Raw genomic sequence first — 12704 nt, 5'->3', positions numbered from 1 at the left:
CCTACCCTCCCGCTGCAACACCTACCCGGCTCCGCGCGGGGCCGAATACACATGCTAGGGCAAGGAATATGCCAGACACAACCGCCACCATTCCCGCTGCCGAGACAGAGCTTCGCGCCCCAATCCAGATCGGCCCATAGCCCGCCAGAACGTAGCCGATTATCGCAGAGAGGCAGGCGAAAAGCAGGCTCCACGCCACCTGGCGGCCAAGGCGGTTGGTCATCAGCCGGGCGGCGGCAGGCGGGCAGATGAACATCGCAATAACGATGATAGAGCCCACCGCATCGAAGGCCGCAACCGCCGCCGCAGCCGCCGCGGTGACAAGGCCAAGGCCGATCACCGTTACAGGCATGCCGAGGGTGCGGGCGAAGCCCTCATCAAAGGACGACAGTTTCAACGGCCGCCAAAACACCGCCGTCAGCACCGCGATGATGCCCGCGACCAACGCCATGCGCGGCAGCTCGGGTGGCAGGTGGCGCAGCGCCTCGGGGTCCAGCAGTGACCCCCACCCATCGGCGCGTAGCCAGATCAACTGTTCCAGATTGCCCATCAGCGCATGTTCCACGTCCAGATGCACGGCAGAGGTGTCGGTCTGCTCCAACAGCAAGACGCCGCCCGCAAACAGAGAGGTAAAGACAACCCCCATCGCCGCCCCCGGCTCAATCCGGCCAAGGCGGCGCACCGCCTCGATCAGGACAACCGCCACAAGCGCCGCCCCCGCTGCGCCCAGAAGCATCGGCCAGGTCGTCACGGTGCCGGTAATCAGAAACGCCACCACGATCCCCGGCAACACCACATGGCTGATCGCATCCCCGATCAGCGCTTGGCGGCGCAGGATCAGGAAGTTGCCCGGAAGCGCACAGGCCATGGCGGCGAACATGCCAATCAGGATCGGCGTGAGTGAGAACTGGACAAATTCGGCCCCCATTTAAGTGCTCCTCAACAAGGCGGCATCGAAATGCGCGATTTCATCGGCCGTAAAGACGTCTTCAATGGGGGTCAGGCCATCGTAGCGGCCGGTCAGCGCGGTATCGAGGTGCTGTTGACGCGCAATAGACCAGCGCTGCTCATCCCGAGAAATCCTTTCACCGGCGGACCTACCGGCATCGGTCGCCACCCCGTCGGCGCGCATAAGCTGTTCGCGGCGCAGGATCTTTACGGTAAGCGGGTCGTGGATAGGCTCCGCCCGGCTCAGCGCCAACAAGCCTTGGCGACGATGAACGCGGGTCTGGAAGGCGCGCCGCGCAAGGACCGCGGCCAATACGCCACGGGAAGGCGCGAGCAGCAACGACAACACGAACAGCGCCGCAGAGATCAGCACGATAATCGGCCCGGTCGGCAGAGCCGGCGCAGAAGCAGACAGCGCCGCCCCCACATAGCCCGAAACCGCGCCGATGATCCCCGCTGCCCAAACCACCGCCTCGGCCCGCTCAGACCAGAACCGCGCGGTCACTGGTGGGATAATCAGCAAGGCCACGATCAGGATCAGCCCCACCAGTTTCAGGCCGATCACCGTCACCGCCAAGACCAATCCCATCATCGCAAGGTCGATACGGCGCACATCCACACCACTGGCGGCGGCGAAACCGGGGTCAAATGCCACCATCGTCATGGGGCGACGCAACGCCCAGATCAGCGCCACAACCAAGGCCCCGCCGCCCGCGATCAACATCGCATCCTGGAACAACATGCCGGCGGTCGACCCGAGCAAGAACCCCTCCAAACCCGCTTGGCGGCCTTGGCTCATGGATTGAATGACCGTCAGCAACACCACGCCGAGGCCGAAGAACACCGACAAGATCGCGCCAATGGCCGCATCCTCGGACAGACGTGTGCGGCGCACGATCCATTCCACGGCCAGCAGCCCCAGCCAAGCGGAAATGGCCGAACCGATCAGCAAGCCCGGCAGGCTGCGCCCGTCCCCGCCCAGGGCGACCATGACAATAAAAGCAAGACCCACCCCCGGAAGAGTGGCATGGGCCACCGCGTCTGACACCAAGGCGCGTTTGCGCAGGAACAGGAAACTACCCCCAGCCCCCGCCGCAAAGCCCAACAGCGCCGCCCCGATGGCCACGAGCGCCGCATTATAGCCCACCTGCAAAAGGAGCGCGTCAAAGAACGTGGCCATCAAGGGATCTTCCGCGAGGATACGTTATCCCCGGTCTTCGGGCCCGACTTCGACAGCGCAAGACTGTCGATCTGCACCGCCCCAAGGCGGCCGCCGTAGGTCTCGGACAAGGTATCTTCGGTGAAGGCCTCGGCCACCGGGCCTTCGGCAATCCGCGTCAGGTTAATCAGCATGACATGATCGAAATAAGAGGTGACCGTCGATAGATCATGGTGCACGGCAATGACGCTTCGCCCCTCGGCTTTCAGGGTTTTCAGCACGTCGATAATCGCCGCCTCGGTCGCGGCATCGACGCCGGCAAAGGGCTCATCCAGCAAGAACAGATCGGCCTCTTGCGCCAGGGCTCGCGCCAGAAACACCCGCTGCTGCTGCCCGCCGGAAAGCTGTCCAATCTGGCGGTCCGCGAAATCGGCCATGCCGACCCGGTCCAGGCAGGCGCGGGCGCGATCCTTCTGGGCACGGCTGATGCGCCGCCAAAGACCAAGCTGGCCGTAAAGCCCCATCAACACTACATCCACCGCCGTCGTCGGAAAGTCCCAATCAACGGAAGCGCGTTGCGGCACGTAGGCGATCCGGTCACGGGTGCGCGTGACCTCTCGGCCAAAGACGCTCACCTCGCCGGATACGCGGGGGATCAGGCCAAGGGCTGCCTTCAGGAAAGTCGACTTACCCGCGCCGTTCGGCCCCACGATGGCCGACATCGCCCCCGCCGGAAACGTCGCATCCAGCGAGAACAGCGCGGGCTTTTCGCCGTAAGACACCGTCATGCCGCGGACAGCCAAGGGGCTGGCGGCATCAAGACCGATCTGATCCGGGACAACATGCAGGTCTTTCATTGCAGCAATCCTTGCATGCCGCCTTCCGGGGCGTCCCCGCCCAAGGCGCGCACAATCGTGGTGACGTTGTGGTCAATAATGCCGATCCAGGTTCCCTCATAGGTGCCGTCTTCGCCCATCGCATCCGAGAACAGCTCTCCGCCGATCACGACCTCATGGCCCCGCGCGGCCGCCCCCTCGATCAAGGCGCGGATGTTGCGATCCGAGACCGAGGATTCCACGAACACGGCCCCAATATCGCGGGTCACCAGCAAGTTTACGAGTTCTCCGATCCGCTGCAAGCCCGCCTCGGATTCCGTGGAAATTCCTTGAATGCCAATGACTTCGAACCCGTAGGCCGCTCCAAAATAGTTGAACGCATCATGGGCGGTCAAAAGAACACGGGCGCTTTCGGGGACAGAAGCAAGAGCCGCGTCGCTATAGGTGATGAGCGCGTCGATCTCGGCCTGAAGGGTCGCGGCATTGGCAGCAATTGAGGCGCTGTCGTCCGGCAGAGCTTCGGTCAGCACACCTTCGATGGTTTGCACCACATCGGACCAAATTGCCGGGTCCATCCAGACGTGGGGGTCAAAGCGGTCCGCGTAATCTGCTGACCCAAGCAGAATGTCGCGGGGCAAGGCATCGGCCACTGGGATGACGGTATTTGTGTTGGCCAGTTCCAACAGGAACTCTTCCATCTGCGCCTCGAGATAGAGCCCGTGCCACAGAACCATATCGGCCCGTGCCGTCGCTACGATGTCGGACCGCGTTTGACGGTATGCATGGGGGTCCACCCCCGGCCCCATCAGGGCCTGCACGGTGACCAGGTCGCCCCCCACCTGCCGCGCGGTGTCGGCGATCATCCCTGTCGTGGCAACCACGCTCAACTCCGCATGGGCGGGTGCAGTCAGGGCAAGCGTCAAAGCAAGAGCGGTGGTCGCGCGAAGCATATGTGGTATCATGTCTGGTGAACTCCTCAGATGAATATGAGAGTTAGTCGCAACAAGATCAAGTAGATTGCGAATGACTTGCAATAACGATGCGAGAAACCGCCGTAGGGCGGTGCCGAGGGGCGCGGAAACGGGTCGTTTGCCGAAAGAAAAGGCGGCGCAAACGCGCCGCCCTTCCCCATCTCATCGCAGACACGTCGAAGACTACAGGCGGCGGCCCGTATCGGCGCTGAACAGATGCACCGCGCCGGGCTTCACGCTCAGCGTCATGGCACCCGTGTCCGCCACTTTATCCTTGGGAACAGCGACAGAGAACGCCTGCCCGCCCACATGGCCGTGCAACAGACGCTGAGCGCCCAATTCCTCGATAATATCCACGTCAAAGGCCAGATCTCCGGCCGGATCGGGCCAGGTGTCTTCCGGGCGGATACCCACCTGGATCGCCCCATCGTGGCCTTCCGCATTGGCATGGGGCACGTCCACGCCCCCCCCCAACGTGACGCGCCCATTGCTGGCGGTGCCGCGCAACAGGTTCATCGGCGGCGCCCCCATGAACGACGCCACGAAGGTAGAGGCGGGATGCTCGTAAATCTCGTTCGGGGTGCCGATCTGCTCGATCGTGCCCGCATTCAGCACGATGATCCGGTCCGCCATGGTCATGGCTTCCACTTGGTCGTGGGTCACATACATCGCGGTGGTGCCAAGGCGACGTTGCAGGGCGCGGATTTCGATCCGCATTTGGTTGCGCAACTTGGCATCAAGGTTCGACAGAGGCTCATCAAACAGGAAAAGGTCCGGCTCCCGCACAATCGCGCGGCCCATGGCAACCCGCTGGCGTTGCCCGCCCGACAGCTGCGACGGGCGGCGGTCCAGAAATTCATTGAGGTTCAGCATATCTGCCGCCTCACGCACCTTCGCGGCAATCGCCGCCTTGTCCATGCCCCGGTTCTTCAGCCCGTACCCCATGTTCTGGGCCACCGACATGTGCGGGTAGAGCGCGTAGTTCTGGAACACCATGGCGATGTTGCGGTTGGCGGGGTCCACATCGTTAACGACCCGATCGCCGATGGAAAGCTCGCCCTCGGTGATTTCTTCCAGCCCCGCCACCATGCGCAGCAGCGTGGACTTGCCGCAGCCCGACGGACCGACAAGAACGGTCAATTCACCGTCAGGGATGGAGAAGGAAGAGGCCTCCAGCGCTTCCGCGCCATTGGGGTAGACCTTGCGGACAGCGTTCAGGGAAACTTGTGCCATTTGAATGGTTCTCTCTACTTATCAGACTCGGTAAGGCCCTTGACGAACCAGCTTTGGAAGAAGACCACGATCAACACCGGAGGCGTCATGGCGATGATCGCCAAGGCCGCCGCTTGTCCGTAATCCGGTGTTTCGCCGCCGTCGGCGTAGGATTGGATGATCTGCCGAATACCGCGCACCAGGGTGAACATGCTTTCGTCCGTGGTGATCAGCGTGGGCCACAGGTATTGGTTCCAGCCGAACACGAACATGATGATGAACATCGCCGCAATCATGGTGCGCGACAGCGGTACAAGGATGTCGATGAAGAACTTCACCGGCCCCGCCCCGTCAATCCGCGCCGCCTCGATCAATTCCTCGGGCACCGAACGAAAGAACTGCCGAAAGAAGAACGTCGCCGTGGCCGAGGCAATCAGCGGCACAATCAGGCCAGTATAGGTATTGCCGAGGTTCATATCGGTGATGACCTCGTAGGAGGGCAGAATACGGACCTCTAGGGGTAGAAGCAGCGTGGTGAAGATCATCCAGAACGCCAGCGTGGCAAAACGCAGGCGGAAGTAGACAATCGCATAGGCCGCCATCATGCCGACGATGATTTTACCAATGGCAAAGCCAAGGCCCAGGATCATCGAGTTCGCCAGCATCGTGACGCCGTTCACACTGTCGGTGAACCCGCCATATTCAAACAGAGCGGCGTTATAGTTGACGCCAAACTGGTCGCCAAAGCCAAACTGCATCCCGTTGCGGTGGATCGTGATAGCGTCCCAACTCGAGGTCGCGAAAACCATATAGACGGGTACCAGCATCAGCAGGGCCCCCGCGATCAGAACCGCGTGGTCAACAACCGTGTCCCACCGGAACCGTCTGGCCGGGCGCGTCGGGGCTGTTGCGGCGCTGGTGTGGGTCTCAGAGATATCAGACATGTCTCAGCCCCCCCTCAAGTATAATGGATGCGGCGTTCCAGGAAACGGAACTGCACAACGGTGAGGATTAGAACGAGGATCATCAGAACCACCGATTGCGCGGAAGACCCGCCCAGATCCTGGCCCCGGAAGCCATCAACGAACACGCGATAAACCAGCGTCATCGGGTTGTTACCCGGCTCGCCCTTCACGATCGTATCGACGATGCCGAAGGTATCGAACAGCGAATAGGTGATGTTGATGATCAGCAAGAAGAAGCCCGTGGGGGCCAGCAGCGGAAAAGTGATGTCCCAGAACCGGCGTGTGCCCGATGGGTTGTCGATCATCGCGGCCTCACGCACCGAGCGTGGAATAGCTTGCAGGCCGGACAGGAAGAAGATGAAGTTCACCGGGATCTGTTTCCAGATCGAGACCGAGATCATCGCCGTCGCCGTATCCCAGTAATTCACACCCAGGCGATACTCGATCCCCATCATCCCCAGCAGTTGGGTGATGTTGCCACGCGATTGGTCAAACAGCATGACCCCGATCAGGCCCGCCACAGGCGGCGCCACGGCGTAGACCCACATCAAAAGCGTGCGATAGGTCTTGGCACCGCGGATAACCTTGTCGGCCTTGACCGCCAGCAACAGCGCAATGGCGAGGGCGAAGAAGGTCACAAGAGAGGTGAATATCAGGGTGAACCAAGCGCTCGACATATAGCTGGAGGAGCTGGCGAGGCGGGTGTAATTGTCGACCCCCACAAAGGTAGAGCCAAACCCGAACGGATCTTCCAGATAAAACGAAGATTGGATCGCATAGCCTGCGGGCCAATAGAAGAAGATCGCAATAATGGCGAGCTGCGGGATGAGCAGCAATATCGGAAAGCCGATATGGCCGAATGCGGCGCGTTTCACGAAAGGTATCCCCCTGAGGTCTTGAACGTGTTTTTGCTTGGCAACTGGCCGGGCACTAAGCCCGGCCAATGCAGTATCGTGAAGGTATTAACCCGAACTGGGGCTTAGCCTTGGGTCTGAGCGAAGCGCGACAGCAGATCGTTGGCTTCTGCCTCGATCGTGTTGAAGGCGTCTTCGACAGTGGTTTCACCGGTCAGGATGCGGCCGTACTCACGGTTCATCACGTCACGGATCTGCACGTAGAAGCCCATGCGGTAGCCACGGGTGTTCTCGCCCGCGTCCAGCATCAGCTGCTGAATGCCAACTTCGGCGGCGGGGAATTCATCATAGTGACCCTGCTCGGCCGCAGCTGCGTAGGCCGCTGTGGTAATTGGCACATAACCCGTTTCGGTGTGCCACATGACCTGCGCGTCAACGCTGTCGAGGTAGTCGAAGAAGGCGGCTGTTGCGGCGTTTTCTTCAGCGTCAAAACCGGACATCGCGAACAGTGCCGCGCCCCCGATGAAGGTTTGCGTTGGCTCGGTCGTCACGGCCTCCCAGTAAGGCAGCACAGTGGCGGAGAAGTTGAACTCCACACGGTCAGCGATACCGCCGAACGAACCCGAAGACCCGAGCCACATGGCGACTTCACCTGCTTCAAAGGGATCCTGGTTGTCGGCCCAACCGGTGCCGTACCACTCAAAATAGCCCGCATCCTGCCATTCGGTCAGGGCAGTGAAGTGATCGCGGATGGCGGGGTGGTTCACCAGAATTTCAGTGTCCACGCCAGTGTAGCCATTGTCGTTCGTGGCGAACGGCAGGTTATGGCGCGAGAAGAAGTTCTCGGTGAAGATCCAGGGCAGGTGCGATTGTGCCAGCGGGATGTAGCCCGCTTCCACCAGCGCAGGCGCTGTGGTTTCGGCGAATTCTTCCCACGTTGCAGGCGCTTCAACACCAGCCGCTTCAAGCGCGTCGGCGTTGTAATACATGATCGGCGTGGAGGAGTTGAACGGCATGCCGATCATCTGGCCATCGGCGTCGGCATAGAAGTTACGCACGCCGGAGATATAGTCTTCGATGTCGAAGCCAACACCGTTGTCGTTGAGAAGCTGCTCAACCGGGATTGTCGCGCCCTGGGCACCGATTACGGTCGCCGCACCGGCATCGAAAACCTGAACGATGTTAGGCTGTTCGCCCGCACGGAACGCCGCAATGGCGGAAGTCAGTGTCTCTTCGTAAGTGCCCTTGAAGACGGGCGTAATCACGTAGTCGCCTTGGCTGGCGTTGAAGTTCTCGGCGATCTGGTTGACCGTTTCACCCAGCTGGCCGCCCATGGCGTGCCACCATTCGATCTCGGTCTGTGCCTGTGCGGCGCCGGCCATAAGGCCCAGTGCAAGGCTCGCGCCTACTGTGTTTTTCAAGTTCATTTGTCTCTCCCATCGTGACGCGACCGCATTTTGGGCCGCAAGTGTCGCGTGACTTCCCCTCGGTCCATACCGAGGCGAGCTGATTTGTTACCGGGTCGCATATTAGAAGACGCGTCCTCCCCCCGGATCACCGCGAAGCCGAAGCCTACACGCAGATCGGAAGAGTGCAAACGTTTACGAACCGAGACCTCGGCCCGGCATCTTCTGCCCCCTGGTGGGGGCTCACTAGACCCTGCCCATGACGGCTATGTGACACCCGCCGCAAAGGGCTGTCATATTCCTGTTACAAAAGGGATTTGGGGTGCCCTGCCCCCCGCCGACACGCAGCAATCGCGAGGTTGCAGACGATTTTCGCCGCCGAATTAAAAAAATTCCATTACGCTACGGAAAGAGATTTCATGACCGCTGTCGCCGTCTCTTCGTTAACCGCCAGAAGCGTATCATAGAGAATCGCTAGACGGATCAGCGACTTAACATCAACATCGTGGGGCATCGCCGAAAGCGGGTCGATGAAGAACACCAGAACCGGCAGCTTTCCTTCGGCAATCATCGCGCCCAATTGTGCGTCACCGCCCAAGGGGCCTGACTTCACCGGCGTCACCGCAAGATCCGTTTCCGTCTGCAAGCGCCCCCCGGTTGTGCCCGTCGCAAATAACGTGTGCCCCGTTAGCACAGCCTCGTGGGCCTTGGCCCAGGCGACAAGGGCATCTTTCTTCTGATCGTGGGCAACAAGGGCAATCGTGGTCATGGGGCTCTCCGCAGGTTCATCTTGCCATAGCGCACCTGCCCCATCACGTCACGCGGGTTGCCGCGCCATGGCTTGCGGCCGTTTTGTTCTGCGCCCATACGCGCTACCGTCCAGCCGCACCCGATAGGATGACCCCCATGCCCCTTGGTTTTCGACAGGCCGAAATTCTGGAAATCGCCAACCGCGACGGCAAGGTAACCGTCGACGGCTTGGCCGCGCATTTTGCGGTGACGGTACAAACCATTCGCCGTGACCTGACCGAGTTGGATCACGCGGGCTTTCTCAACCGGGTCCACGGCGGCGCGATGCCGGCCTCGGGCACCCACAACTACGCCTATGAAGAACGCCGCGGTCTGCAAGCCGAAGCGAAGGCGAAGATCGCCCAAGCCTGCGCCCAGCAGATTCCCAACGATTGCTCGGTCTTTCTGAACATCGGCACCAGTACCGAGGCCGTGGCCGAACGTCTGCGTCGCCATGAGAACCTTCTGGTGGTCACCAACAACCTCAACATCGCCAATATCCTGTCCCAAAGCCCCGCCATCGAGATTGTCGTCACTGGCGGCACCCTGCGCCGGGCCGATGGCGGGTTGATCGGGCCGCAGGCGGTGGACACGATCAATACGTTCAAACTCGATTACGCCGTGATCGGCTGCTCGGCGCTGGATCTGGACGGCGACGTGCTGGATTTCGACGTGCAAGAGGTCGGCGTGAGCCAAGCCATCGTCGCGCGGTCGCGTAAAACGTTTCTGGTGGCCGATGCGTCAAAGTTCGACCGCACCGCCCCGGCCCGCATCTGCTCTCTTCAAGATGTGGACGGCTTTTTCACCGATGCCCCCCTTGCCCCGCCTCTTGCCCAGTATTGCGACCAATGGGGCGTGAGCGTTCACAACAACTCGGGCTAGTCGCCGCTCGGCTCTACAATATAACGATGACCTGTGTCTGCCGTAGCGAAATAGGTACGGCACCCGTCAACAAAGTGCTGCACCAACCGGCGCGGGCGTGACTTGTCATAGCCAATCGCAAGGGTCAGCGGCGGCACGGGATCGGCAATCGGAAGGGTCACCACGCGGCCGCCACTATATGTTACATCGGTGAGCGGCTTCATATTCAGGACCGCGCAGCCCTGCCCCTCGGCCACCAGCGCGCGCACCATCTCGGTCGAGGAGGCATAGGCCGCAACTCCGGCCCCCTTGGCGTGGGTGTCGAACAGACTTCGATAATAATCGCCCGCAACGGGGCGGTTGAGCACAACCAAAGGCTCCCGTGCGATGTCAGCCATGGTGACGCTTGGTTGCCGCGCCAAGGGATGGTCCTCGGGCACAAGACAATATGCGGGCGCTTTAAGGAGCGGATCGAATTGAACCGTAGGCCGCGCCCCTTCGCTGACAAACAAGATCACATCAAAGGTGCCGTTCAGCAGACCGTCTTGTGCCGTATCGTTGTCACATTCCTCCAGATGCACCGTGACGTCGTGCCCCCGGGGGACCAGCGACGCAAGGATCGGGGGCAGAAACGCTGGCGCAATGGGGGCGTAATAGCCGACGCGCAAGGCGCCACTCAGCGATTGCTTCAGGTCCGCGCCTTCTGCCATCGTGGCGCGGTAGTCCTCTAGCAACCTCTCCAGCTTCTGCGCCACAAGGCGGCCGCTGGCGTTGGCCTGTATCCCCCTTGAGCGCTGCCGTGTCACAAGGGTCAGATCAAAGGCCGCCTCCACCTGATCTATTGCCGTGGCCACTGCCGACGGCGCGATATGCAGCACTTCGGCCGCCTTTGCGATGTTCCCATGGCGCACGGCGGTGGTGAAATAAGACATCGCTTTGAGCGTTACGGTCATCGCCACCTCGGAAATTCAGACGTTAATGGCGCTTATAAACTGTTTTTCACAGCAAGAGAACGTCGGCAGAGTACCCCCAGCCCTGCCCAGACAATAAAGGTATCCCCATGGACGACGCCCCCCTGAAAGGTTGGAACCATGTGCCCGATGTACCGCTGAAGGTGTCGCCCTTCTTCAGCTGGCCCCCGCGTCCGATGGATATGCTGGCTTGGGTCTGGAACGCCTGGTTCCTGATTACCGAAAAGCTGATCATCGTCGGTATCGCCTTCGTGTCGTTCTACTGGTTTCAACCGCCTCTGGCAGAAACCCAAACCTTCGCCATTGGATGGATCGCCTCGATGTATGTGCGCAACCTTGTGTTGATGATCGCCGTGGCGGGCGGTTTGCACCTCTACTTCTATACCTTCACCAAACAAGGCAAACGCCTGCGCTATGACCCCCGCCCCTTGATGAAGAACGGGCGCCAGTTCACCCTGGGCGGCCAAATCCGCGACAACATGTTCTGGAGCCTCGCCAGTGGCGTCACAATCTGGACCGCCTACGAGGTGCTGATGTTCTGGGCGCTGGCCAATGGCTATGCGCCCATGCTGACGTGGGCCGCGCATCCGGTGTGGTTTGTGGCGCTGTTCCTTGCCATCCCCGTGTGGGAGAGCTTCTATTTCTACTGGATCCACCGCCTTCTGCACGTCCCGTTCTTCTACAAACACGTCCATGCCCTCCACCATCGCAACATCAACGTCGGGCCTTGGTCGGGTCTTTCGATGCACCCGGTCGAGCATGTAATCTTCCTGGGCTCGGTCCTGATCCACTGGGTTGTGGCGGCCCATCCCGTCCACATCCTCTTCCACCTGCAATATTACGCCCTGACCGCCGCAACGACCCACACGGGGTTCGAGGGCTTAGTGGTAAAGGACAAGAACCGACTGGCCTTGGGCACGTTCCACCACCAAATGCATCACCGATATTTTGAGTGTAACTACGGCTCGCTTGAAATCCCTTGGGACAAGTTTTTCGGATCGTTCCACGACGGAACAGCTGCAGCGGACGCGCGGATGAAAGAGCGCCGCAAGCAGCTGATGGGGTCGTAATCGAGGACAACCGCGCTACGCCCCTTTGAGGGCACGGGTGAAGGCGAGGATTTCGTAGCCGGGAATTCAACGCGAATCTCAAGATTGGTGGGTGAGAAATGAGCCCGCGAAACCTCCGCGAAATGCGGAGGGAAGCGGGCCTAAATCTGGCGTTTTTGTGCCCGCTTTTCACACAGGTATACAGCTGCAAAACGCCAACGAGCAACATAGTTAAGTTACTTATTTTAATGGAATATTTTGGCTTTCATACCATGGTCGTACGCCCGTAATCCCTAGGTCTGGTCGTAGCTGATTGCCCCCGTCGACGGATATCTACTTTTCAGCGCTTGGGTCATTAATGGGTCATCGGCGGCCAACTGGTCATGCCACGTAATCACCCAACTAGGAGCTACCCCAATGACACGTATCTTTAACTTCTCGCCCCTCACTTCCTTCGCCAAAGACGAAAGCGGCGCCACCGCGATTGAATACGGCCTCTTCGCCGCCCTAATCGCCGCCGTGATCGTTGGTTCCGTTGCCACATTGGGCACCGAGACGGAATCCGGCTTTGATACTGTTGCATGCTCCATGCAACAAGCGAACGCTGGCGAGGAAGTCACAGGTACAGGCTGCAGCCCCGCCGACCCCGGCTTGTAATACCTCCCAAGCCACCCAACTACCCC

The 12704-nt window shown here is 60.5% G+C and carries 13 protein-coding genes; 3 read left to right on the top strand and 10 right to left on the bottom strand.

Annotation, left to right across the window (positions count from 1 at the left end; genetic code table 11):
* Window position 1: 1 nt before the first annotated feature.
* The 9 genes from AADW23_RS12370 to AADW23_RS12330 all read right to left on the bottom strand — a co-directional run bounded on the left by AADW23_RS12370 (window position 2) and on the right by AADW23_RS12330 (window position 9120).
* Window positions 2-928: a metal ABC transporter permease gene (locus AADW23_RS12370; protein WP_341861246.1), complete on the bottom strand. Its 927-nt coding sequence runs from the start codon at window positions 926-928 to the stop codon at window positions 2-4.
* The gene (locus tag AADW23_RS12365) at window positions 929-2128 is read right to left on the bottom strand and encodes a metal ABC transporter permease (protein ID WP_341861245.1); all 1200 of its coding nucleotides are present in this window, start codon (window positions 2126-2128) and stop codon (window positions 929-931) included.
* Window positions 2128-2964: a metal ABC transporter ATP-binding protein gene (locus AADW23_RS12360; protein WP_341861244.1), complete on the bottom strand. Its 837-nt coding sequence runs from the start codon at window positions 2962-2964 to the stop codon at window positions 2128-2130. The genes AADW23_RS12365 and AADW23_RS12360 overlap by 1 nt, the downstream gene beginning before the upstream one ends.
* Complete coding sequence (locus AADW23_RS12355) at window positions 2961-3893, bottom strand: zinc ABC transporter substrate-binding protein (protein ID WP_341861243.1); 933 nt, start codon at window positions 3891-3893, stop codon at window positions 2961-2963. Before AADW23_RS12355 ends, AADW23_RS12360 begins: the two co-directional genes overlap by 4 nt.
* 204 nt (window positions 3894-4097) lie before the next feature.
* Window positions 4098-5147: a sn-glycerol-3-phosphate import ATP-binding protein UgpC gene (locus tag AADW23_RS12350; protein WP_341861242.1), complete on the bottom strand. Its 1050-nt coding sequence runs from the start codon at window positions 5145-5147 to the stop codon at window positions 4098-4100.
* 14 nt (window positions 5148-5161) lie between these two features.
* The gene (ugpE, locus tag AADW23_RS12345) at window positions 5162-6070 is read right to left on the bottom strand and encodes a sn-glycerol-3-phosphate ABC transporter permease UgpE (protein ID WP_341861241.1); all 909 of its coding nucleotides are present in this window, start codon (window positions 6068-6070) and stop codon (window positions 5162-5164) included.
* Between the two features lie 14 nt (window positions 6071-6084).
* Window positions 6085-6966, bottom strand: coding sequence for an ABC transporter permease subunit (locus AADW23_RS12340; protein ID WP_341861240.1), 882 nt, complete (start codon window positions 6964-6966; stop codon window positions 6085-6087).
* 104 nt (window positions 6967-7070) lie between these two features.
* Window positions 7071-8372 carry an extracellular solute-binding protein gene (locus AADW23_RS12335; RefSeq protein ID WP_341861239.1) on the bottom strand — a complete coding sequence of 434 codons (1302 nt, stop codon included), beginning with the start codon at window positions 8370-8372 and terminating at the stop codon, window positions 7071-7073.
* A gap of 376 nt (window positions 8373-8748) precedes the next feature.
* On the bottom strand, window positions 8749-9120 hold the full coding sequence (locus tag AADW23_RS12330; protein ID WP_341861238.1) for a methylglyoxal synthase: 372 nt from the start codon (window positions 9118-9120) through the stop codon (window positions 8749-8751).
* Between the two features lie 137 nt (window positions 9121-9257).
* Between AADW23_RS12330 and AADW23_RS12325 the strand changes: the two genes are divergently transcribed.
* A complete protein-coding gene (locus tag AADW23_RS12325) occupies window positions 9258-10022 on the top strand; it encodes a DeoR/GlpR family DNA-binding transcription regulator (protein ID WP_341861237.1) in 765 nt (254 codons plus the stop codon).
* Here the strand turns inward: AADW23_RS12325 and AADW23_RS12320 are convergent.
* Window positions 10019-10954: a LysR family transcriptional regulator gene (locus AADW23_RS12320; RefSeq protein WP_341861236.1), complete on the bottom strand. Its 936-nt coding sequence runs from the start codon at window positions 10952-10954 to the stop codon at window positions 10019-10021. The genes AADW23_RS12325 and AADW23_RS12320 overlap by 4 nt on opposite strands.
* Before the next feature lie 107 nt (window positions 10955-11061).
* On the opposite strand from AADW23_RS12320, the gene AADW23_RS12315 reads away from it, so the two are divergent.
* Complete coding sequence (locus tag AADW23_RS12315; RefSeq protein ID WP_341861235.1) at window positions 11062-12042, top strand: sterol desaturase family protein; 981 nt, start codon at window positions 11062-11064, stop codon at window positions 12040-12042.
* Between the two features lie 396 nt (window positions 12043-12438).
* A complete protein-coding gene (locus tag AADW23_RS12310) occupies window positions 12439-12678 on the top strand; it encodes a Flp family type IVb pilin (RefSeq protein WP_341861234.1) in 240 nt (79 codons plus the stop codon).
* The last annotated feature ends 26 nt before the right edge of the window (window positions 12679-12704 follow it).

It is taken from the genome of Gymnodinialimonas sp. 57CJ19, assembly GCF_038396845.1.
Lineage (GTDB): Bacteria > Pseudomonadota > Alphaproteobacteria > Rhodobacterales > Rhodobacteraceae > Gymnodinialimonas.
Note: the sequence above shows the minus strand (reverse complement) of the source record. Positions and strands in the feature narration are given on the sequence as shown.